This window comes from Mesorhizobium sp. M1A.F.Ca.IN.020.04.1.1 (assembly GCF_003997315.1).
Classification (GTDB): Bacteria; Pseudomonadota; Alphaproteobacteria; order Rhizobiales; family Rhizobiaceae; genus Mesorhizobium.
This window is the reverse complement of the sequence record NZ_RZSN01000026.1, coordinates 25,685-46,269: the sequence shown is the minus strand read 5'-3', so window position 1 is coordinate 46,269 and position 20,585 is coordinate 25,685. Positions and strand designations below refer to the sequence as shown.

Here is a 20,585-nt window from a genome sequence, read left to right as displayed (position 1 = left end):
GTTCGGCGGTGGCGGTCCGCGGCAGTTCCGCGTTCCGATCGGGGGGCGAGCGGGCGGCGGCGGCAGCATCATCTTCGTCATTCTGGTGGTTCTCGCCGGATGGTATTTCGGCTTCGATCCATCGCAGATCCTGGGTGAAGGTGGTGGCCTTGTGCCGGGCGGCGGCGGCCAGATTACCGAAGACAGCAGTTCGCCGGACAGCGGCGCGCCCGCCTCGGACGAGATGAAACAGTTCGTGGCGACCGTGCTCGCCGAGACCGAGGACACATGGAGCGGTATCTTCAAGGCCAATGGCCTCACCTACGAGGACCCGAAACTGGTGCTGTTCAGCAGCCAGATCCGGTCGGCTTGCGGCTTTGCCTCTTCGGCGGCGGGACCGTTCTATTGCCCGGGCGATCACAAGGTCTATCTCGACATGACCTTCTTCCAGCAGCTCGACCAGCAGTTCGGCGCCTCGGGTGAATTCGCCCGCGCCTACGTGATCGCGCATGAGGTCGGCCATCACGTGCAGAACCTCACCGGCATCATGTCGAAATTCAACCAGATGCGGCAGGGCATGGGCGAGGCCGAGGCCAATCAGATGTCGGTCCGGGTCGAGCTTCAGGCAGACTGCTTCGCCGGTGTCTGGGCGCACTATACCGCGCAGAAGGGCATTCTGGAGCAGGGCGACATGGAAAGCGCGCTGAATGCCGCCAAGCAGATCGGCGACGACACGCTGCAGAAAAAAATGCAGGGCTATGTGGTTCCGGAAAGCTTCAACCACGGCACGTCGGCGCAGCGGCAGACCTGGCTGGCGCGCGGCTACAAGAGCGGCAAGCTTTCGGACTGCGATACATTCAACAATCCGGTCTGAACAGCGACGCAGGGCTGCGGCACCGCGGCGGGCTGCCGGGAACTGATGTCAGGATGAGGCAGTTGCGGTCGTTCGCTTATTGTTCCGGCCGGCTGGCTCGCCTATAAGAGCCTCCCGTCCAAGGCGGCCGAGGAGCTTGTCACCATGATCGACCCCAAGACCGCCAAGCGGGGCCTTGCGCTCGTTTTCACGACGCTGCTGCTCGACGTCATCGGCTTCGGCATCATCATGCCGGTGCTGCCGGCCTATCTGCAGGAACTGACCGGCGTCGGCGTCAGCGAGGCGGCTATCGAGGGCGGCTGGCTGTTTTTCGTCTATGCGGCGATGCAGTTCTTCTTCGCGCCTGTCATCGGCGGCTTGAGCGACCGTTTCGGGCGGCGGCCGATCCTGCTTGCCTCGGTGCTCACCTTCTCCATCGACAATCTGATCTGCGCCATCGCCTGGTCCTATCCGATGCTGTTCATCGGACGCGTGCTCGCCGGCATTTCCGGGGCCAGCTATTCGACGACGTCGGCCTTCATCGCCGACATCTCGAACGACGAGAACAGGGCCAAGAATTTCGGCCTGCTCGGCATTGCCTTCGGCGTCGGCTTCGTCATCGGCCCGGTGCTCGGCGGACTGCTCGGCACGTTCGGGCCGCGCGTGCCGTTCTATTTCGCCGCCGGGCTCGCCTTCGTGAACTTCCTCATCGCGATGTTCTTGCTGCCGGAGACGCTGGACGAGCAGCATCGTCGCCGCTTCGAATGGAAACGCGCCAATCCGGTCGGCACGCTGATCCAGATGCGCAACTATCCCGGCATTGGCTGGATCGGACTGGTCTTTTTCCTGATGACGCTCGGCCACATGATGTATCCGGCGGTCTGGTCTTTCGTTTCAAGCTACCGTTATGGCTGGAATGAGCAGCAGATCGGCTTCTCGCTCGGCGCCTTCGGCCTTTGCGGCGCGATCGTCATGGCGACGGTGCTGCCGCGCGTCATCCCGAAGCTCGGCGAGTGGAGGACCGCCGCGATCGGCCTGACCTTCACCGCGCTCAGCGCCTTTGGCTACGCGTTTGCGACGCAGGGCTGGATGATCTACGCGGTGATCGTCGCCGGCTGCCTGGAAGCACTCGCCGACCCGCCATTGAGGAGCCTTGCGGCGGCCAAGGTGCCGCCTTCGGCGCAAGGCGAATTGCAGGGCGCGATGACCTCGATCTTCTCGATCACCTCGATCATCACGCCGCTGCTTTATACGGCGATCTTTTCCTGGTTCACCGGCCCGAGCGCGCCGATTGAGTTCGGCGGCGCGCCCTATGTGCTCGGCGCGGTTTTCCTCACATTGGCGGTGATCGTCTTCGTGACGAAGGTCGCCAAGCCGACACCGAAGGAGGTCGAGCGCATGCAGGCGCAGGAAGCGGTGACCGACGCGGCTTAAGGCGTGTTGATATTCAGGTGGTGCTGGCCTGTAAATGACTGTTTCCTGCGCTTCCAGTGCGCACGACCAAAAATACGATCCGCTCCGGTTCTCTGAACCCGGCCAGTTTGGTCGCTTCGCGCCCGTCTTCGACTCCGGCCCGGCCTGGCCCGAATCTCAATACGCCTTGGAGTGGGTTGCGCTTGAGCTAGGCGCGCTCGGCCAGGGCCGGCGCGCCGCGCCGCTCGCGAATGAGATTGACGAAGCGGCGGAAGAGATAGTGCGAATCCTGCGGCCCAGGCGAGGCCTCGGGATGGTGCTGGACCGAGAACACCGGCCGGCCGGTCAGCGCGATGCCGCAATTCGAGCCGTCGAACAGCGAGACGTGGGTTTCCTCGACGCCTTCGGGCAGCGAGTCGGCGTCGACGGCGAAGCCATGGTTCATCGAGACGATCTCGACCTTGCCGGTTGTGTGGTCCTTCACCGGATGGTTGGCGCCGTGATGGCCCTGATGCATCTTCTCGGTCTTGCCGCCGAGCGCCAGCGCCAGCATCTGGTGGCCGAGGCAGATGCCGAACACCGGGAGATCGCTTTTCAGCAGGTCCTGGATGACCGGCACGGCATATTTGCCCGTCGCTTCCGGGTCGCCGGGACCGTTGGACAGGAAGATGCCGTCCGGCTGCATGGCCAGGATCTCTTCCGCGCCGGTTTTTGCCGGCACGACGGTGACCTTGGCGCCGAGGCCCGCAAGCAGGCGCAGTATGTTTCGCTTGACGCCATAATCGATGGCCACGACATGCAGCGACGACTCGTCCTGCTCGCCGAAGCCTTTGTTCCAGGCCCAAGGCGTCTCGCGCCAGACCGAGGATTGGCCCGAGGTGACCTCCTTGGCGAGGTCCAGCCCGATAAGGCCCGACCAGGCGGCGGCGCGCCGCTTCAGGTCGTCGAGGTCGAAAACGCCATCCGGTGCATGGGCGATGACGGCGTTGGGCATGCCTTTCTCGCGGATCAGCACGGTGAGAGCGCGAGTGTCGATTCCCGAAAGCGCGACGATGCCGCGCCTCTTCAACCATTGGTCGAGATGCCCGGCCGCCCGGTAGTTGGAGGGGTCGGTGACATTGGCCTTGAAAATCGCGCCGACAGCACCCGCGCGGGCAGCTGGATGCAAATCCTCGATATCCTCGCTGTTGGTGCCTACATTGCCGATATGCGGGAAGGTGAAGGTGACGATCTGGCCGGCATAGGAGGGGTCGGTAAGGATCTCTTCGTAGCCGGTCAGGGCGGTGTTGAAGCAGACTTCGGCGACCGCCGATTCCGTGGCGCCGAGGCCGCGGCCTTCGATCACCGTGCCGTCGGCGAGCACCAGAAGGGCGGTCGGCTTTTCGGTGGTCCAGGGGGCGGTCGTGGCCATGGCGGCACTCCTAGAGGCTGCTTCCGGACCATTCCGTTGGAGGGACGACCCGCACAGCAAACGACGCGCGGCGGCGAACTAGCGAGCCTGCGCGCAACCAAAGTTTCAGTTCATGCGAGGCTCAGTACATAGGGGATGGCGGCAAAGCGGTCAATGACGCTTCCTCCGAGCGGAATCGTTTTATTTCGCCGAGCAAAATCAACGGTTTGCCTGGATTTGCCTTGAGCGTCCGGCGAAGCTATTGTCCGCCGCGATCGAAGGAGAAGCATCATGCGCGAGAAAATCGCCGAATCCATGAAGAGCGCGATGAAGGCGCAGGACAAGCATCGGCTGCCGACGCTCAGGCTGATCCAGGCCGCCATCCACGACCGCGACATCGCCAATCGCGGCGCGGGCAAGCCGGCGGCGAGCGAGGAAGAGATCCTGCAGATCCTTTCCAAGATGGTGAAGCAGCGCGAGGAATCGGCCAAAGCCTTCGAGGACGGCAAGCGGCCGGAACTGGCGGCGCAGGAGCGCGGCGAGATGGAGATCATCCGCGAGTTCCTGCCGGCACAGCTCGACGATGTGGCGATCACGGCGGCGGCGCGCGAGGCGATCGCGGCGACGGGTGCCGCCAGCCAGAAGGACATGGGCAAGGTGATCGGCGCGCTGAAGCAGAAATATGCCGGCCAGATGGATTTCGCCAAGGCGAGCGCCATCATCAAGGGGCTGCTCCAGTAGAAGACCGGCTCAGTTCTTGCAGATCGGCACCGGCTGCGGCGGCGGCGCCGGATGGTCTTTCTTGTACTGCGCGATGATCGGCTCGAGGGTCTTCTTCGGCCAGAACTTCGGAGAGCCGATTTCCTTCAGGCAGGATGCGTTCCAATAGACGCCCGCAGCCGACAGCGCTTGGCCGGCGGCCTTGGCGCGCGCGACAGCGGCGATGTCGCGCGATTCAGGATAGATATAGAGCGTGGTCGGGTTGTTCTTCACCAACGGGATGATCTGCTCAGCATCGGCCGGCGACCAGCTGGTGCAGCCATTGCTGCGGCCGCCGGCATAATTCACCAGCTTGCCGAACGGGACGAAGCCGTCATGGTCGGCGTAGGAGCTGTTCGGATCTTTCCGCAGGCACATGCCCCTGAGCAAGGCTGCCGGATGGCCGCCGATCACGCGCTGCCTGGCGTTCGCCGCTTCGCCTTCGCCATCGAACTGGATGAAGGTACGCATGAACACCGCGTTCTGCGCACCGACGCGATAATAGCCCTTGAAGGACGTCTTGGTCTCGGCGGTCATGTAGGCTCCGCCTGCCGTCAGCTCCGAATCCATCGCGTTGCCGAAGTTTTTCGCGCAACGCCTGCCATTGGAGAAATCGGCAACGCCTTTGAGATTGCGGCCGCCGCCATGGCCCGAAGAAACCGCTCGAAAGAGCTGCTTGGCCTCGCAGATGATATAGTAGCGTTGGCCAAGCACACTGTTGCCCAGGTCGCCGGGCCGCGTCGCATCCATGGCGAAGTAGCAGGGATTGCTGACCGAACCTTCTCTGACCTTCTTCTGGTAGAGGGCGCGCGCCCGCTCCAGCACGACCTGCGAGATCTGACCTTCGTTGTCGCCGACATGGCGCTGCAGCCAGTCCGGAATGTTCGATGGGCGCAACGCCGCGAACGAGCCGACCGATGCCGTCAGAGCGGCGAGGACGAAGAGGACGGCGGCACCAAGCGGAACAGATATCAACCGCACCGGATTAATCCCCCCTCGAACTGGTATCGCTTGTGGTGAATCACCTGCGCCAATCATAAGAGCATAGCGCCGATGGGCGAAACACTTCTTGTCTAGTGCGCTCTGCCGAAGCTGGCGCATCTGCGATTTTCGACAGGCAAGAAGTTGGCTACTATCTGATTCCGGCGCGCCCACGCCTCCTCCCTCCGTTGGGAAAGCATCGTTCATGCAGGGCATTCGATCGCTAAACCGACCGTTCGAGCATCGGCATAAGGAGGGATTGCGAAGACTGCTCGCAATAGGAGGTTTTTCGATGCGGCTTTCCGCACCCGTCTATCATCTGAAGCGCCAGGCGAGGTTGCTGTCGCGCAAGGAAAATGTTCCCCTTCATGAGGCGCTTGACCGCATGGCCTTCAAGGAAGGATTTGGCAGCTGGAGCCTGCTTGCGGCGAAAGCCGCCGAGGCCGCACCCGCCGGGAGGCTGCTGGCGCAACTGATACCCGGCGACATGGTCCTCGTGGCGGCCCGGCCGGGTCAGGGCAAGACGCTGATGAGCCTCGAACTCGCCGTGGCGGCCATGAAGCAGGGCAGTCGCGCCGTATTCTTCACCCTGGAATACATGCATGCCGACATCCTCGACCGGTTCCGCGACATCGGCGTCGACCCTGCCGTTTTCGACCATCTGTTCGAGTTCGACAATTCCGACGCCATCAGCGCCACCTACATCATCGAGGAGTTGGGGTCGGCGCCGCGCGGCACGCTGGCGGTGATCGACTATCTGCAACTGCTCGACCAGAAGCGCGAGGATCCCGAGCTCATGGTCCAGATACGCGCCTTGAGATCGTTTGCCCGGGAACGCGGGCTGGTGCTGGTCTTCATCTCCCAGGTCGACCGGTCATACGATGCGTCCAGGAAGCCGTTTCCCGACCTTGACGATGTCCGGCTGCCGAACCCACTCGATTTATCGCTCTTCGACAAGATGTGCTTCCTCAACAAGGGCGAAATCCGCTTTCAGTCAGCTTGAGGGCGATCCTGACCGGGGCTATGCCTCCGATCTCGCAAAGGACACGGCTTCATGGTCGAAATCGTCAAACCGGCGCTCGAGCATCTGCCATCCTACAAGGCGGCGCTGGAGCGCGGCTGGTCGCCGGACAATGTGCGGCTGCTGGAGGCTACGCGCGAGCAGCTTGAGGCGATCGAACAGGATCCGGCGGCATTCCTTGCCGGCCTTGACGATCCCGAAGCCAAGGGGCCGCCGATCGCGCTGCCGGACGGCACAATGGTGCCACGCCTGCCGGGCTTCCGGCGCTGGATCTGGGACGGCGAGGCCGCCGGCTCGATCGGGCTTCGCTGGCAGAAGGGCACGTCGGCGCTGCCGCCGCACGTGCTCGGCCACATCGGCTATGCCGTGATGCCATGGAAGAAGGGGCGCGGCTATGCCACCGAAGCGCTGCGGCTGATGCTTCACGAGGCAAGGGCGGTCGGTCTCGACTATGTCGAGATCACCACCGATCTCGACAATCTTGCATCCCAGAAGGTGGTGCTCGCCAATGGCGGCATTCTCGTCGGGCGGTTCGCCAAAGTCGCCGCCTATGGTGGCGCGGAGAGCCTCAAGTACCGGATCGACCTTTAGGTCTCAAGGCAAGCGAACTTGAGAACCTTATTCGCCGGGCCTGGCCAGTCTTCCTTCTGCGGCCTTGTAGTAGAACTGGCTCGCGACAAGCCAGCCTTTCAGCGGCCTGAGCGGCGGAATGCAGGTCGCAAGGATGATCGGCACCGAAACGAAGGCGTGGAACCACATGGATGGCTCGAACGTCACCTGCGCCCAGACGGCGAACAGGACGGAGGGCACGCAGGCAAAGCAGATGACGAAGAAGGCGGGTCCGTCGGCCGGATCGGCAAAAGAATAGTCGAGCCCGCAGACTTCGCATTTCGGCGCCAGCTTCAGAAATCCGTCGAACAGCCGGCCCTCTCCGCAACGCGGGCATCGCCCGCGGATGCCGACCCGCCAGGGCTCGAGGTGGGGATAGTGCGCGTCGTGCATGGTCATCACTCCAGGACCTCGCATGCATTCGATCGGCCTTGAGGTCACGCATACATACTAATATGATTATTGTATGCATACAATGCGACAAGATGTATGGATGCCGGTGGCATGAACAGTGAAGGGGACCTCAGCTGGCTTTCTCCCTTGGCGGAAGACTCACGGCCGCTCTATCTCAAGATCGTCGAGGCGCTTGCGGCTGCCCGCTCGATCGGGCGGCTGCAACCGGGGGACAGGCTGCCGCCGCAGCGAGAGCTTGCCCGCTTCCTTGGCGTGGATCTGACCACGGTCACCCGGGCGTTCACCGAAGCCCGCCGCAGGAACCTGATCGATGCAACGGCCGGTCGCGGCACCTTCATCACGCCCGGCGAGCCGGAAGAGCCGATCCTCGATCTGAGCATGAACATTCCGCCGGCGCCTTCGGGCCTGAGCCTGCCGGCATTGATCCGGAGCGGCATCGAGGGACTGCTCAAACGTTTCAGCGCCGAAGCACTGCTTTCCTACCATCCCGGCCCGGGTTCTCCCGCGGAACGCGCCGCCGGCTCGTATTGGCTTGCCGCAGCCGGCGGCAGGTTGCCTGTCGAGCGCGTGGCTCTTGGTTCGGGGGCGCAGGCGCTGCTCGCCGCCGTCCTTCTGTCGCAAACCCGTGAGGGCGATACGATCCTCACCGATACGCTGACCTATCCCGGCCTGATCGCGCTGGCGCAGGCCACGGGGCGAAAGCTGGCTGGGGCGGGACGCGACGATGACGGCATGAGCCCCGATCATCTGGAGGAAGCGGCGCGACGATATGGCGCCCGCGTCCTCTATCTCAACCCGACACTTCACAATCCGACCACGCTCACCATGCCGGAGGGCCGGCGCCGGGATCTGGCTCGGATGGCGGGCAGGCTTGGCCTGGTGATCGTCGAGGACGATCCCTACAGTCCCCTGCAGACCGCTTCACCGCCAGCCTTCCTCAGCCTGGCGCCGGACCGGACATTCCACCTGGCTACATTGGCGAAATGCATCTCGCCATTTCTGCGCACGGCGTTCCTGGCGGCGCCTGACGCGAAATCCGTCGAGCGGATCGCGGCGACAATCCGGGGCACCACCATGATGGCGCCGCCGCTGATGACGGGGCTCGCCTGCGAGTGGGTGCGAAGCGGCCTGGCCGGCGAGATCACGGCCGCGGTGCGTGCCGAAGCAGAGGCCAGGCAGACGATCGCGCGCAAGATCCTGCCGGCCGGTTTCGCCTCGACGGAATCAAGCCTGCATCTTTGGTATCCGCTGGATGCGCGATTGCGTTCATCGGATATCGCCGAGATCGCACGCCGTTGCGGATTGGCCCTCAGCCCGGCGGAAGAGTTCTCCGTCGTGCCCAGTGCCGCTGATGGCTTGCGGCTGGCGTTGGGTGCCGCATCCAGCCACGAAAGGCTGGAGGAGGGGCTTCACGGTTTGAAGTCGATCCTGTCGGGCGGCTCTGGCTCCTTGCGTCCTCAGGTCTGAGGCGGCAGAGCGGCACGCCAAGGCTCTATTCCGCCGCAGCCGGCAACGGCGGCGTCGCCCGGCTGCGCCATTCCCAAGCCTGCGAGGCAAGCGCGACCGCCAGGGCCACCAGCATGGCAAACGCGCCGGCGACCGGCAGGCTGCGATAGCCAAGACCGGCATTGAGCATCGCAGCGCCCAGCGAGGCGGCGAGCGCGATGCCGACATTGAAGCCCGAGGGAATCAGCGACGAGGCAAGGTTCGAGGCGTCTGCCGTCCAGGCCAGGATCCGGGTCTGGATCGGCGCGCCGATGGCGAAGTTGAGGCCGCCCCATATGACTATCGCGACGATCATCGGCACCGGGTAGGGACTGACCGCATAGATGACGCCAAGCATTACCGCCTGCAGGAAAAGCATGGCGATCAGCGACGGCATCAGCTTCCAGTCGGCAAGCTTACCGCCCAAGAGAACGCCGATCGTCGCGCCGACGCCGTTGAGCAGCAGCACAAACGGGATCAGGCTTTCGTGGAGGCCGGTGACTTCGAGCAGCGTCGGCGTGATGTAGGTGAAGAGGCCGAACTGGCCGATCATCAACATCAGCATCAGGATGAGCGAGGTCCAGACCTGCTGGCGCCCCAACACGCGCACCTCGCGCGCGAGGCCGGCGGGCCGGTTGGCGGCGCCTGCCGTGCGGGGCAGCAGCGCAAGCATGGCAACGATCGCGATGACGCCCAGCGCGCACATCACCCAGAAGGTCGCCCGCCAGCCCCAGAGACCGCCGATCGCGGTGCCGGCCGGAACGCCGATAACATTGGAGACGGTCAATCCAGAGAGGATGACCGCGACCGCCCGGCCACGCTGGTCCTCGCGCACCAGGCCGACCGCGACCACCATGGCGACGCCGAAATAGCAGCCATGCGCCACTGCAGTGGCAATGCGCAGGAGAAGCATCGAGGTGAAATCGGGCGCCAGCGCGCATGTGGTCTGGCCAAGAGTGAAGGCAATGGTCAGGGCGATGAGCAGCGACTTTCGCGAGACCCTGCTGGTTGCGAGCGCCAGGAGCGGACCACCAATGGCGATGCCGCAGGCATAGCCGGAGACGAGATAGCCGGCGGTGGGCACGGAAACACCCAGACCCTGCGCTACCTCCGGCAGCACGCCGGCGATGACGAACTCAGTCGTGCCGAAAGCGAAGGCGGCAATGAACAGGGCAATGAGGGGCAGCATGGCGCGGACAGCGATCCTGAATGAGCTGGCCTCAAACCATGGATGGACGCTGCGGGCAATGCAGAAATTGTCGATGCCGCTTTAGGTTTTCTTGACCGGGTTGGGCAGTGGTCTCGACTGGCCCTCTTCGTGCCGTACGGGCGCTCAGTCGGAGCCGTCATCAATCTCACCGTCACCTAGCCGACGGATGCGAGGATTGAACGAAGGCTAATTGTGTGCGGGCCGGTCGGTCGATGCTAGCTCGCCTTCAGCGATGCTAGCTCGCCTTCAGCCGCGAGCCGCCGAGCAGCCCGCGCTCCTCCAGCACCGGGTAGGCCATGGAGGCGAGCAGCGAATTGATCTGCTTGAGGTCGCGGATGGTGTCGAGATGGATCGAACTGGTCTCGACGCTTTTCGCGGTCCCGTCGCGCAGCCGCACGAAGTGGCTGGCGCTGGTCTCTTTCTCGCGCTCGCGCAGCAGGTCCTTCTCGAGCACCAACTGGCGGGCGGTTTCCGGGTCGCGCGAGACCAGCACGTTGAAGGCAAGCCGCGCATTGGCCAGAACCGAGGCATGGAAAGCGCAAAGCTCGCGCCAGCCCTCGGGCGTGAATTCCAGCCCGCGCTCCAGCTTCTTCCTGACATGCACAAGCATGTTGCGCACGATGATGTCGCCGACCTGCTCCAGCTTAACGCAGGCGCCGATCAGTTCCTGGCAGCGCAGCGCCTCGTCCTCGCTCAGGGGGTTCTTGGTGACCTTGGCCAGATAGAGCTTGATCGCGGCGTGCTTCTGGTCGACCCGGTCGTCGAGCGCGGCCAGCGCCTTGATCTTGCCGGCGTCGGCGCTCTCATAGAGCTCGATGATCCGCTTCAGCATGATCTCGACCGTCTCGCAGACCCGGACCACCTCGCGCGTGGCGTTGGCCAAGGCCTGGCTTGGCGTGTCGAGCGCGCTCTCGTTCAGCGCGGACAATTCGACCACGTCGAGCGCTGCCGCCGGTTCGGGCTTAGTACCGAGCGCCACGATCTTCTCCGAAGCGCGATAGACGAGGCCGGCGAGTGGCAGCCCGGCAAGCAGGATGATCACGTTGAACAGGATGTGGGCGTTGACGATCTGGCCGGAGGCCGTCGTGCCGAGGAAGGAGAAGTGCGGCCTGAAAATCATGAACAGGATCAGCATCACGAGCGAGCCAAGCCCGCGCATCAGAAGATTGCCGATCGGCACGATGCGGACTTCCGCCGCTGCCGAGCGGGTGAGCATCGGCGCGATGATCGAGGAACCGAGATTGACGCCCAGGATCAGGACGACGCCGAGCTCCGGAGTGATCAAACCCCGGCCGGCTAGCGTGGCCATGAGCAGGACCGCCGCGATGCTCGACTGGAACAGCCAGGTGATCAGTGCCGCCAGCAGGTAGGAGCTGATCGCATCGCCGGAGAAGTAGTCGATGATGACCGGCATGAGCTGGCTGTCGCGCAACGGCTCGGAAGCTTGGCCGATCATCTCCAGCGAAAGGATCAGAAGGCCGATGCCGACAAGGATGCGGCCGGTCTGACGCCAATCGCGGCGCTCGGTGGCCATGAACATGATGGTTCCTGCGACCAGGCACAACGGCACCACGAGCGACAGATCAAAGGTAAGAAGCTTCGCGACCAAGGCCGAGCCGATCTCGGCGCCGCGCACGGCAAGCTGCCCGGCGGCGCCCGACACGATGCCGGCGCCGGCGAAGGAGCCGACCAGCAGCGTGACGGCGGTTGAACTCTGCAGCGCGATCGCGAGGCCACAGCCGGCCAGCACCGCCATCAGCGGCTTGCGCATGGTGGCGCGCAGCCTGTGACGCAGCACATCGCCATAGGCGCGCTCGACACCGGTTTTTACCATGCGGGTGGCGAACAGCATCAGCGCCACTGCGCCGGCAAGGTGCAGAAGGACAACGGATCCGCTCATGCCGAGCCTCGCAACGAGGCGGCCAGGAAGCGGAAAAAGGTGCGAATCGCAAGCATTTCGAAGGTCGAGACTAAAGCAGTTTACATTAGCCGGATAATAAATTTTACCCGATTCGGCCGACATTCGGCACACGACGGCGTGTGTCGGAAATGGATAGAAGGTGCTTTGGTTGCAGATCGCGGTCGGACAGGCGGCAAATGTCGCGTCGACGCGAAGCCTGGGCTTGAACCGGTTTCTGTAAATTGGTGAACCTGCTTGCGTAACCAACGGAAATCATTACGGAATTGTAACCAAGGTGTTCAGTTTCGGTTCATGCCAGCCGGAATATCTCCTTGCCTATCGACAACCAAGGAGCACTGACCATGAAGCGTCTCATACTTTCCACCGTGACCGCCGCGATGCTGACCGCTTCGGCCTTTTCGGGCCAGGCGGCGCCGCTCGTTCAGCCGAGCGAGACGCAATCGACCTACACACAGGTCGACTGGCAGAAGCCGGGCCGGCATGTCGAGAAGCGCGTCGTGAAGAAGGTCGTGGTGAAGCGCAGCCATTGGCGCAATGGGCAGAAGTATTCCAGCTGGAAGCGCCATCAGGCGGTTCGCGACTGGCACCGTTATGGGCTGCGCCGTCCCGGCCCCGGCCAGGAGTGGATTCGCGTCGGCAACGACTACCTTTTGGTCAGCATCGTCTCCGGTATCATCTTCGGCGCGATCGCCGCGCACTGAGCGGGGAATGGTCCGAAAGACGGGAAGGCGGCCGCGCGGCCGCCTTCTTTTTGTCTGTGAAAAGCGGGTACGATCGGGCTTATCGAGTCGTCGCGCCCAAGCGGCTTGATTATATGGAGGGTAAACGAGCCTTTCCCGATGCGCTTTCCACCCGCCTTCCTCGACGAGATACGCGACCGCGTGCCGATTTCTTCGGTGATCGGTCAACGCGTTTCCTGGGATAGGAAGAAGTCCAACGCATCGCGCGGCGATTATTGGGCGTGCTGCCCGTTTCACGGCGAAAAGAGCCCGTCGTTCCACTGCGAGGACAAGAAGGGGCGCTATCACTGTTTCGGCTGTTCGGTCTCGGGTGATCATTTCAAGTTCCTGACCGAGCTCGACGGCATGAGCTTTCCCGAAGCGGTCGAAAGGATCGCAGAGATGGCCGGCGTGCCGATGCCGGTGCGCGACGCCCAAGAAGAAAAGCGCGAGAAGGAACGCGCCAGCCTGACCGACGTCATGGAGATGGCGACGGTCTTCTTCCAGGAGCGCCTGCAGGGACCGGAAGGCGCCAAGGCCCGCGCCTATCTGCGCGACCGCGGTCTGACGCCGGCGACGCAGCAGTCCTTCCGGCTCGGCTATGCGCCGGACAGCCGCAACGCGCTCAAGGAATACCTCGCCGCCAAGGGGGTGCCGAAGGCCGATATCGAAGCCTGCGGACTGGTCCGGCATGGCGACGACATCCCGGTCTCCTATGACTGGTTCCGCGACCGCATCATGTTCCCGATCCCGGATTCGCGCGGCAGGATCATCGCCTTCGGCGGTCGGGCGCTGGCGCCGGACGCTTTGGCGAAATACATGAACTCGCCGGAGACCGAGCTCTTCCACAAGGGCAACGTGCTCTACAATTTCGCCCGCGCCCGCAAAGCGGTGGCCAAGGGCGGCACGGTGATCGCCGTCGAAGGCTATATGGATGTGATCGCGCTGGCACAGGCCGGCTTCGAGAATGCCGTGGCGCCTCTCGGCACGGCGCTCACCGAAAACCAGCTCGAGCTTTTGTGGCGCATGGCGCCGGAGCCGGTGCTTTGCTTCGACGGCGACCAGGCCGGGCTGAAGGCCGCCTGGCGCGCCGCCGACCTCGCGCTGCCGTCGGTGCAGCCCGGGCGCTCGGCACGCTTCGCGCTGCTGCCCGAAGGCAAGGACCCCGACGATCTGGTCAAAGCGGATGGGCCGGACGCGTTCCGCGCGGTGCTTTCGGAAGCGCGGCCGCTCGCCGATCTTCTGTGGATGCGCGAGACGGCCGGCGGCGTGTTCGATACGCCGGAGCGGCGGGCGGAGCTCGAGAAGACGCTGCGCGAGCTTACCGGCCGCATCCGCGACGAAAGCCTGCGCTACCACTATCAGCAGGAGATGCGCGAGCGCGTCCTAAGCTTCTTCGGCTCGCAGCGCGGCGCGCGGCAAGGCCTACACGGGGGACGCCAGGACGGCCGGCCAGGCGAGCGCGGCAGAGGTTCGGCGCCAGGCGGGGCGTTTGGCCGGAGCGCTGCGGGCGCGCGCACCGCCATCACCGAAAGCCTCGGCCGCTCGGCGCTGGTCAAGCGCACGGGCGAGGCCATGTCGGTACGCGAGGCGACGATCATCGTGGCGCTGGTCAACCATCCGCCGCTGATCGACGAGAATTTCGCGCATGTCGAATTCCTCGATCTTGCCAATTCGGATCTCAGGCGGCTGCATGCAGCCATCCTCGACGCGATGGCGCATGACGCGGCCGACGACCGCGACGCAGTCATCGCCACCATCGAGCGCGCCGGATGCGGCGACATCTGGGAACGCGCGGTGGCGCTGATCAAGCGGGCGCGGCAGTGGCCGGCGCTCGAAACCGCGGGACTTGACGATGCCCGGGACGCCTTCAACCAAGCGCTGCACTTGCAGCGCAGCGCGCGCACCTTACATAGGGAGCTGAAACAGGCGCAGGCGGCGCTCGATGCAGACCCGTCGGACGAAAACTTCCGGCATCTCGTCGAGATTCAAGCGCAATTCAACGATGTACAGGCAACGGAAGCGCTGATCGAAGGGTTCGGCGTTTCGTCGGGCAGGGCTGGGCGTGCTTAGGCCCAGGTCGGCCCGAAATGAAGTGGAAATGCTCAAGGCGCGTCGATTCGACGCCTCTAAGTCGGGCAATTGATTCGCTTTTTTCATGCGAATCATGCCAGAGGCGCTTGACCTTCTGGCAGATTGGCGGAATCAGGACGATTCGAAACGTTAACCGTGCCCGGCGTCGGTGGGAAATTTTGAGCGATGTAAGGTTCTGGCGACTGGACAGGCAAAAGGCCTGCCACAGATACCAGGGTTAATCTGGACTTAATGCATGTCGCCCAAAAGTGGAACCGGTTTTGGGGCAACGACAGGCAGCAAACAAAAGAGATGATGCGGTCACTGGCCCGGTAAGAAGCGTTCTGGGGCGAGCGCATCCGGTTTGACCGGTCCGGCAGCTTACGCGGCTTCGATATTCGGCCGCTTGGAGACGACAAAGAATGGCGACAAAGGAAAAGGAAGAGGTCGAGACCGAACGTGAAGGCGCCACCGATGGCCCGCTGCTCGACCTTTCCGATGATGCTGTCAAGAAGATGATCAAGGCCGCCAAGAAGCGCGGCTATGTGACCATGGACGAACTGAACTCGGTGCTGCCCTCGGAGGAAGTGACATCCGAGCAGATCGAGGACACGATGGCCATGCTGTCCGACATGGGCATCAACGTCGTCGAGGACGACGAGCAGGGCGAGGAGGCGGAAGGCGGCGACGCGGGCGCCGACTCCGAGGAAGACGCCAACGAGCTTGCCGAGCAGACCGGCACCGCCGTTGCCACCACGACCACCAAGAAAGAGCCGACCGACCGCACCGACGACCCGGTGCGCATGTATCTGCGCGAGATGGGCTCGGTCGAGCTTCTGTCGCGCGAGGGCGAAATCGCGATCGCCAAGCGCATCGAGGCCGGCCGCGAGACGATGATTGCGGGCCTGTGCGAGAGCCCGCTCACCTTCCAGGCGATCATCATCTGGCGCGACGAGCTCAACGAATCGAAGATCCTGCTGCGCGAGATCATCGACCTCGAGGCGACTTATGCCGGCCCCGAGGCCAAGCAGGCGCCGGTTGTCGAACGCGTCGAGGAAGCGCCCAAGGCCGAAGAGAAGCCGCGCGGCCGCTCGGCGGCGCGCGAGGAAGAAGACGACATCACCAATGTTGGCGGCGACACGCGCGGGCTGGAAGAAGAGGAAGACGACGAGGACGAGGCAAGCCTGTCGCTGGCCGCGATGGAAGCGGAACTACGCCCGCAGGTGATGGAGACGCTCGACGTCATCGCCGACACTTACAAGAAGCTTCGCAAGCTGCAGGACCAGCAGGTCGAGAACCGGCTGGCGGCTGCCGGCACGCTTTCGCCCAGCCAGGATCGCCGGCTGAAGGAGCTCAAGGAGCAACTCATCAAGGCGGTGAAGTCGCTGTCGCTCAACACCGCGCGCATCGAAGCGCTGGTCGAGCAGCTCTACGACATCAACAAGCGCCTGGTGCAGAACGAGGGCAAGCTGCTTCGGCTCGCCGAAAGCTACGGCGTGCGCCGCGAGGAGTTCCTCAAGGAGTATCAGGGCTCGGAGCTCGATCCGAACTGGACCCGCTCGATCGCGAATCTCACCTCGCGCGGCTGGAAGGAATTCACAAAGAACGAGAAGGACGCGATCAAGGAACTGCGCGCCGAGATCCAGAACCTCGCCACCGAGACGGCGATCTCGATTCTGGAATTCCGCAGGATCGTCAACCAGGTGCAGAAGGGCGAGCGCGAGGCCGCGATCGCCAAGAAGGAAATGGTGGAAGCGAACCTTCGGCTCGTCATCTCCATCGCCAAGAAATACACCAATCGCGGCCTACAGTTCCTGGACCTGATCCAGGAAGGCAATATCGGCCTGATGAAGGCGGTCGACAAATTCGAGTATCGCCGCGGCTACAAGTTCTCGACCTACGCGACATGGTGGATCCGGCAGGCGATCACCCGCTCGATCGCCGATCAGGCGCGCACCATCCGCATTCCGGTGCACATGATCGAGACGATCAACAAGATCGTGCGTACCTCGCGCCAGATGCTGCATGAGATCGGCCGCGAGCCGACGCCGGAAGAGCTGGCAGAGAAGCTCGCAATGCCGCTCGAAAAAGTGCGCAAGGTGCTGAAGATCGCCAAGGAGCCGATCTCGCTCGAAACGCCGGTCGGCGACGAGGAGGATTCGCATCTCGGCGACTTCATCGAGGACAAGATGGCGATCCTGCCGATCGACGCGGCGATCCAGGCCAATCTGCGCGAGACAACCACGCGCGTGCTGGCTTCGCTCACCCCGCGCGAGGAGCGTGTTCTGCGCATGCGCTTCGGCATCGGCATGAACACCGACCACACGCTGGAAGAGGTCGGCCAGCAGTTTTCGGTCACCCGCGAGCGTATCCGTCAGATCGAGGCCAAGGCGCTGCGCAAGCTCAAGCACCCGAGCCGCTCGCGGAAGCTGAGAAGCTTCCTGGACAGCTGAGCGGAAACGCAACATACGAAAACGGGCGCCTCGGCGTCCTTTTTCATTTCCACCTATTTGTTATGCCGCCTTGCCGGGCTTGCTCAACAGGAGGATAATTTCAGGGTCGGATGCATTTGTGGGCGACAAGCCGGATGCCCGCCCCGGACGCCGGTCGCAACTGCCAGGCGTCGCGCTCCGTGGCTCCCGGTGGGAGGTGTGCCATGACAACCTACATCGTGCTTATCAACTGGACCGAATTGGGCGCCAAGAACGTGCGGGAGTCGCCGAAGCGGCTCGATGCCGCCAAGAAGCTGCTCGGTGAAATGGGCGGATCGTTCAAGGCATTCTATCTGACGATGGGCGAATGCGACATGGTCGCCATTGTCGAAGCGCCGGACGATGCCGTGCTTGCCCGTTTCGCGCTGATGTTGTCGTCGGGCGGCAATGTCAGGACGCGGACGATGAAGGCGTTTCCGGAATTCGCCTACCGCGAGATCATCAGTTCGCTGGGGTAGAGCGCCGGAAACAGCCCGGCTCGATGCTGATATTGCGGTGCCGCGCTCGGTCGCCGATAGTCGCGCGATGCCTGAGCCGTTGCTGACTGTCTGGTACAACACACGCTGCCCGGTCTGCGATGCCGGCATCAACCGCCAGAAACGGCGGCTGATTGAAGCGGTCAAGTCCGGCCGCGTCGAATTCCGCGACATTAATTTCGAACCGCAAGCGCTTTCAGCCTTCGGCGCCTCGCTCGAGGATGTCCGCCGGCGGCTGCATGCGACCGATGCCGAGGGCAAGCTGCTGGTCGGTGCCGATGTGGCGATCGCCGTCTGGCGGCTCACGCCTGGCGAGGGATGGCTCGCCACCCTGTTCGGCAATTCGGTCGTGCTGCGGCTGACGCGCTTTGTCTATGATCGGTTTGCCGATCTTCTCTACGCCTGGAACCGCCGCAAAGGCCGCTGGTAGGCTGTTTTCGCGGCGATCGCTGCGCATTCGACCGCCTCGCAGTTCGCCTTGCGTCAACCAAGATGCATCGTAAGATATATCTTGACTCCACCCGCCACCTAGCTAAGATATATCGTAAGATAGAACTCAAGGAGCGATCCATGCACAAGCATAATCCCTTCGGGCACAACCATTTCGGTCAGCGCATATTCATGCACATGGCCGGTCGTTTCGGTGGTCGCGGCGGCGGCTTTGGTCCCTTCGGCCAGGGCATGCGCGGCGGCGGCCGCGGCGGTCCGGGCGACATGTTCCGCGCCGGCCGCATGTTGGCCGACGGCGATCTCAAGCTGATCACGCTGTCGCTTCTGGCCGAGGCGCCGCGGCACGGCTACGACATCATCAAGGCGCTGGAGGAACGCACCAGCGGCATCTACAGCCCGAGCCCGGGCGTGGTCTATCCGACGCTGACCTTTCTCGAAGAGGCCGGCTATGCCGTCTCGTCAAGCGAAGGCAACAAGAAGGTGTTCTCGATCACCGAGGCGGGCAGGGCGCATCTCGAGCAAAATCGCGAGATGATCGATCACGTGCTCGACCATCTCGAGCGGTTCGGCCGCAAGATGGCCAAGGCGCGCGACTGGTTTGGCTGGAACGACGAGGGCGAGGACGTCGGCCGGCGCGGCCGTCACGAAAAGCGCGACCGGTTCCGCGCACTGCGCCACCGCCTACGCGCCGCGCTCAGCGATATCGTCGATGCGCCGGAGGACAAGCAGGCCGAGGCGATCAGCATTCTGGAAGACGCCGCCGCAGCGCTCGAGGCCCTCTCACGTCGCTGAGTCGCCCGGCACTGAACGGGCTATTGCTGGCTCGACCGATGACCGTCAAAGCGGGATGACTTCCAAAAGTCATCCCGTTTATCTTTGTGTGAGCATGATCTTCCCGAAAACCGCTGCACAGTTTTCGGGTTCATGCTGTAGTGAAAATCGTCCTGCGGCACGCTATGTGATGCAGGACGATTTGCCGTTGGAGGATGCGCTATGTCTTTTCTGAAACGTCTTTTCGGCGGCGGCGGTGGTGAGGCGACGGACACCGGAGCCGCGAAGCCGGCAAAGCAGGTCGAGCACAAGGGCTTCCTGATCAGCGCCACGCCCTACAAGGCGGACGGCCAGTACCAGACCTGCGGCGTCGTCTCCAAGGAAGTGGACGGCGTGATGAAGGAGCACCGCTTCATCCGCGCCGACCGTTTCGCCGGGCTGGACGATGCGGTCGACATCTCGATCAAGAAGGGCATCCAGCTCGTCGACGAGCAGGGCGAGCGGATGTTTGGATAGCCGTTGCCGCAGGGTTCTTTTTTTGCCGGGATCAGAACGCGACTTTGTCGCCGCCCTTCAGCTGCAGGATCTGCCGCGCCTCGTCGGGCGTGGCGATCGAGGCGCCGAGGCCCTCGATGATCTGGCGGACCTTCGTTACTTGTTCGGCGCTCGAGCGGGCAAGCTTGCCCTTGCCGATCCATAACGAGTCCTCCAGGCCAACCCGCACATTGCCGCCCAGCGCGATCGCCTGCGTGGCGATCGGCAGTTGGTGGCGGCCGGCGCCCAGCACCGACCAGTGATATTCGTTGCCGAACAGCCGATCGGCCGTGCGCTTCATATGGGCGACGTCCTCCGGATGCGTGCCGATGCCGCCGAGGATGCCGAACACGCTCTGGACGAAGAACGGTGCCTTCACCAGCCCGCGCTCGACGAAATGCGCCAGGGTATAGAGATGGCTGATGTCGTAGCACTCGATCTCGAAGCGCGTGCCGTTGTCGGCGCAGGTGCGCAATATGTGCTCGATATCGCCGAAAGTGTTGCGGAAGATCCGGTCGCGCGACGATTCGAGATAGGGCCGCTCCCACTCATGCTCGAACGTCTTGAAGCGCTCCAGCATCGGAAACAGCGCGAAGTTCATCGAGCCCATGTTGAGTGAAGCGATCTCGGGCGCGAAGACTTTCGCGGGCCTGACGCGTTCCTCCACGCTCATCGTCGCCGCACCACCGGTGGTGATGTTGACGACGCAGTTGGAGCGCTGCTTGATGACCTGCAGGAAAGGGGCGAACGCCTCGATCGACTGGTCGGGGCGTCCGTCGACCGGATTGCGGGCATGAAGGTGGACGATCGCGGCACCCGCCTCTGCCGCCTCGATAGCGGCGGTCGCGATCTCCTCGGCCGTGACCGGCAAGTGCGGCGACATTGACGGCGTGTGGATCGAGCCTGTGACCGCGCAGGTGATGATGATCTTGTTCTGACTTGCCACTTTTTGATGTCCTGATCTGATCTCTTCGCTGTTCGAGCGCGCCCTGTTCGAGCGCGCCCTGTCGACCGCGCCCTGTCGACCGCTTTGGG

Annotated in this window: 19 protein-coding genes; 13 read left to right on the top strand and 6 right to left on the bottom strand. The window is 63.5% G+C overall.

The annotated features are described in order from the left end of the window. Positions 1 to 853: neutral zinc metallopeptidase (locus EOA49_RS08620; RefSeq protein ID WP_164749202.1), on the top strand; the 853-nt coding region annotated here is incomplete at its 5' end. Positions 854 to 997: 144 nt separating this feature from the next. Further along, entirely contained in the window at positions 998 to 2,266 is a 1,269-nt protein-coding gene (locus EOA49_RS08615) for a TCR/Tet family MFS transporter (protein ID WP_127215857.1), read from the top strand. 187 nt (positions 2,267 to 2,453) lie between these two features. On the opposite strand, the gene carA is transcribed toward EOA49_RS08615, so the two are convergent. After that, positions 2,454 to 3,656 (bottom strand): glutamine-hydrolyzing carbamoyl-phosphate synthase small subunit, encoded by a 1,203-nt coding sequence (carA, locus tag EOA49_RS08610; protein ID WP_127240540.1) that lies wholly within the window; start codon positions 3,654 to 3,656, stop codon positions 2,454 to 2,456. 270 nt (positions 3,657 to 3,926) lie between these two features. Between carA and EOA49_RS08605 the strand changes: the two genes are divergently transcribed. After that, positions 3,927 to 4,376 carry a GatB/YqeY domain-containing protein gene (locus EOA49_RS08605; RefSeq protein ID WP_095779703.1) on the top strand — a complete coding sequence of 150 codons (450 nt, stop codon included), beginning with the start codon at positions 3,927 to 3,929 and terminating at the stop codon, positions 4,374 to 4,376. 9 nt (positions 4,377 to 4,385) lie between these two features. Here EOA49_RS08605 and EOA49_RS08600 read toward each other — a convergent pair whose 3' ends face one another. Beyond that, entirely contained in the window at positions 4,386 to 5,375 is a 990-nt protein-coding gene (locus EOA49_RS08600) for a hypothetical protein (protein ID WP_127215855.1), read from the bottom strand. Positions 5,376 to 5,667: 292 nt separating this feature from the next. Between EOA49_RS08600 and EOA49_RS08595 the strand changes: the two genes are divergently transcribed. Both EOA49_RS08595 and EOA49_RS08590 read left to right on the top strand, forming a co-directional pair. Further along, positions 5,668 to 6,378, top strand: a complete 711-nt coding sequence (locus EOA49_RS08595) for a DNA helicase (RefSeq protein ID WP_127240539.1) — start codon at positions 5,668 to 5,670, stop codon at positions 6,376 to 6,378. 51 nt (positions 6,379 to 6,429) lie between these two features. Further along, entirely contained in the window at positions 6,430 to 6,987 is a 558-nt protein-coding gene (locus EOA49_RS08590) for a GNAT family N-acetyltransferase (protein ID WP_067326778.1), read from the top strand. Between the two features lie 27 nt (positions 6,988 to 7,014). Here EOA49_RS08590 and EOA49_RS08585 read toward each other — a convergent pair whose 3' ends face one another. Further along, complete coding sequence (locus EOA49_RS08585) at positions 7,015 to 7,398, bottom strand: DUF983 domain-containing protein (RefSeq protein ID WP_164746753.1); 384 nt, start codon at positions 7,396 to 7,398, stop codon at positions 7,015 to 7,017. A 111-nt stretch (positions 7,399 to 7,509) separates the two neighbouring features. On the opposite strand from EOA49_RS08585, the gene EOA49_RS08580 reads away from it, so the two are divergent. Further along, entirely contained in the window at positions 7,510 to 8,886 is a 1,377-nt protein-coding gene (locus EOA49_RS08580; RefSeq protein WP_164746752.1) for a PLP-dependent aminotransferase family protein, read from the top strand. Between the two features lie 25 nt (positions 8,887 to 8,911). Here EOA49_RS08580 and EOA49_RS08575 read toward each other — a convergent pair whose 3' ends face one another. Together EOA49_RS08575 and EOA49_RS08570 are read right to left on the bottom strand one after the other, a co-directional pair. After that, positions 8,912 to 10,093 carry an MFS transporter gene (locus EOA49_RS08575; RefSeq protein WP_067326781.1) on the bottom strand — a complete coding sequence of 394 codons (1,182 nt, stop codon included), beginning with the start codon at positions 10,091 to 10,093 and terminating at the stop codon, positions 8,912 to 8,914. A 256-nt stretch (positions 10,094 to 10,349) separates the two neighbouring features. Beyond that, complete coding sequence (locus tag EOA49_RS08570; protein WP_095801609.1) at positions 10,350 to 12,014, bottom strand: Na/Pi cotransporter family protein; 1,665 nt, start codon at positions 12,012 to 12,014, stop codon at positions 10,350 to 10,352. Positions 12,015 to 12,376: 362 nt separating this feature from the next. On the opposite strand from EOA49_RS08570, the gene EOA49_RS08565 reads away from it, so the two are divergent. The 7 genes from EOA49_RS08565 (at position 12,377) to EOA49_RS08535 (ending at position 19,532) form a co-directional block, all read left to right on the top strand. Then, a complete protein-coding gene (locus EOA49_RS08565) occupies positions 12,377 to 12,736 on the top strand; it encodes an RcnB family protein (RefSeq protein WP_127240537.1) in 360 nt (119 codons plus the stop codon). A 138-nt stretch (positions 12,737 to 12,874) separates the two neighbouring features. Beyond that, complete coding sequence (gene dnaG, locus EOA49_RS08560) at positions 12,875 to 14,827, top strand: DNA primase (protein WP_095801608.1); 1,953 nt, start codon at positions 12,875 to 12,877, stop codon at positions 14,825 to 14,827. A gap of 422 nt (positions 14,828 to 15,249) precedes the next feature. Then, a complete protein-coding gene (gene rpoD / locus EOA49_RS08555) occupies positions 15,250 to 17,280 on the top strand; it encodes an RNA polymerase sigma factor RpoD (protein WP_066994612.1) in 2,031 nt (676 codons plus the stop codon). 203 nt (positions 17,281 to 17,483) lie between these two features. Further along, the gene (locus tag EOA49_RS08550; RefSeq protein ID WP_066994615.1) at positions 17,484 to 17,777 is read left to right on the top strand and encodes a GYD domain-containing protein; all 294 of its coding nucleotides are present in this window, start codon (positions 17,484 to 17,486) and stop codon (positions 17,775 to 17,777) included. Positions 17,778 to 17,844: 67 nt separating this feature from the next. Next, positions 17,845 to 18,225, top strand: a complete 381-nt coding sequence (locus EOA49_RS08545) for a DCC1-like thiol-disulfide oxidoreductase family protein (protein WP_189413658.1) — start codon at positions 17,845 to 17,847, stop codon at positions 18,223 to 18,225. Between the two features lie 140 nt (positions 18,226 to 18,365). Continuing rightward, positions 18,366 to 19,037, top strand: coding sequence for a PadR family transcriptional regulator (locus EOA49_RS08540; protein ID WP_095823214.1), 672 nt, complete (start codon positions 18,366 to 18,368; stop codon positions 19,035 to 19,037). 201 nt (positions 19,038 to 19,238) lie between these two features. Continuing rightward, a complete protein-coding gene (locus tag EOA49_RS08535) occupies positions 19,239 to 19,532 on the top strand; it encodes an HlyU family transcriptional regulator (protein ID WP_067326794.1) in 294 nt (97 codons plus the stop codon). A 31-nt stretch (positions 19,533 to 19,563) separates the two neighbouring features. Here the strand turns inward: EOA49_RS08535 and EOA49_RS08530 are convergent, their stop codons facing one another. Further along, complete coding sequence (locus EOA49_RS08530) at positions 19,564 to 20,496, bottom strand: 3-keto-5-aminohexanoate cleavage protein (protein ID WP_127241551.1); 933 nt, start codon at positions 20,494 to 20,496, stop codon at positions 19,564 to 19,566. Positions 20,497 to 20,585 lie beyond the last annotated feature (89 nt).

What these genes read in the sequence shown, in the direction of transcription:
- EOA49_RS08615 (WP_127215857.1), top strand. Translation starts at nt 998, where the DNA reads ATGATCGACCCCAAGACCGCCAAGCGGGGCCTTGCGCTCGTTTTCACG.
- carA (WP_127240540.1), bottom strand. Translation starts at nt 3,656, where the DNA reads ATGGCCACGACCGCCCCCTGGACCACCGAAAAGCCGACCGCCCTTCTG.
- EOA49_RS08605 (WP_095779703.1), top strand. Translation starts at nt 3,927, where the DNA reads ATGCGCGAGAAAATCGCCGAATCCATGAAGAGCGCGATGAAGGCGCAG.
- EOA49_RS08595 (WP_127240539.1), top strand. Translation starts at nt 5,668, where the DNA reads ATGCGGCTTTCCGCACCCGTCTATCATCTGAAGCGCCAGGCGAGGTTG.
- EOA49_RS08590 (WP_067326778.1), top strand. Translation starts at nt 6,430, where the DNA reads ATGGTCGAAATCGTCAAACCGGCGCTCGAGCATCTGCCATCCTACAAG.
- EOA49_RS08585 (WP_164746753.1), bottom strand. Translation starts at nt 7,398, where the DNA reads ATGCACGACGCGCACTATCCCCACCTCGAGCCCTGGCGGGTCGGCATC.
- EOA49_RS08580 (WP_164746752.1), top strand. Translation starts at nt 7,510, where the DNA reads ATGAACAGTGAAGGGGACCTCAGCTGGCTTTCTCCCTTGGCGGAAGAC.
- EOA49_RS08575 (WP_067326781.1), bottom strand. Translation starts at nt 10,093, where the DNA reads ATGCTGCCCCTCATTGCCCTGTTCATTGCCGCCTTCGCTTTCGGCACG.
- EOA49_RS08570 (WP_095801609.1), bottom strand. Translation starts at nt 12,014, where the DNA reads ATGAGCGGATCCGTTGTCCTTCTGCACCTTGCCGGCGCAGTGGCGCTG.
- EOA49_RS08565 (WP_127240537.1), top strand. Translation starts at nt 12,377, where the DNA reads ATGAAGCGTCTCATACTTTCCACCGTGACCGCCGCGATGCTGACCGCT.
- dnaG (WP_095801608.1), top strand. Translation starts at nt 12,875, where the DNA reads ATGCGCTTTCCACCCGCCTTCCTCGACGAGATACGCGACCGCGTGCCG.
- rpoD (WP_066994612.1), top strand. Translation starts at nt 15,250, where the DNA reads ATGGCGACAAAGGAAAAGGAAGAGGTCGAGACCGAACGTGAAGGCGCC.
- EOA49_RS08550 (WP_066994615.1), top strand. Translation starts at nt 17,484, where the DNA reads ATGACAACCTACATCGTGCTTATCAACTGGACCGAATTGGGCGCCAAG.
- EOA49_RS08545 (WP_189413658.1), top strand. Translation starts at nt 17,845, where the DNA reads ATGCCTGAGCCGTTGCTGACTGTCTGGTACAACACACGCTGCCCGGTC.
- EOA49_RS08540 (WP_095823214.1), top strand. Translation starts at nt 18,366, where the DNA reads ATGCACAAGCATAATCCCTTCGGGCACAACCATTTCGGTCAGCGCATA.
- EOA49_RS08535 (WP_067326794.1), top strand. Translation starts at nt 19,239, where the DNA reads ATGTCTTTTCTGAAACGTCTTTTCGGCGGCGGCGGTGGTGAGGCGACG.